Source organism: Citrobacter sp. Cm046, from assembly GCF_030333065.1.
GTDB classification, from domain to species: Bacteria; Pseudomonadota; Gammaproteobacteria; order Enterobacterales; family Enterobacteriaceae; genus Citrobacter; species Citrobacter murliniae.
The window spans coordinates 1-466 of sequence record NZ_JAOWGP010000004.1; the positions used below are offsets into that span (position 1 = coordinate 1).

Sequence of the window (466 nt, forward strand, 5' to 3'; positions counted from 1 at the left end):
TAGGGGAACCTGCGGTTGGATCACCTCCTTACCTTAAAGAACCGTTCCTTGTAGTGTCCACACAGATTGTCTGATGAAAATTAGCAGTAAGAAATCTCTGCAGGCTTGTAGCTCAGGTGGTTAGAGCGCACCCCTGATAAGGGTGAGGTCGGTGGTTCAAGTCCACTCAGGCCTACCAAATTCGCTCCCGCGCTTTGTTGTGCCAAAGCTCGCATACTTCAGTATGCTTCGCTTCGCCACGCCGCGCCCGGAAACGAATTGAGGTGAACGAGATGACTTCGATGGGGCTATAGCTCAGCTGGGAGAGCGCCTGCTTTGCACGCAGGAGGTCTGCGGTTCGATCCCGCATAGCTCCACCATTACTTACTGCAAAAATACCAAGAAAACTTCAGAGTGTACCTGAAAAGGTTCACTGCGAAGTTTTGCTCTTTAAAAATCTGGATCAAGCTGAAAATTGAAACGACAC

2 tRNA genes are annotated in these 466 nt (G+C 49.8%); both read left to right on the plus strand.

Annotation, left to right across the window (positions count from 1 at the left end):
* Nucleotides 1-101 precede the first annotated feature (101 nt).
* Nucleotides 102-178, plus strand: a tRNA-Ile gene (locus tag OGX98_RS00030).
* A 105-nt stretch (nt 179-283) separates the two neighbouring features.
* A tRNA-Ala gene (locus OGX98_RS00035) sits at nt 284-359 on the plus strand.
* Nucleotides 360-466 lie beyond the last annotated feature (107 nt).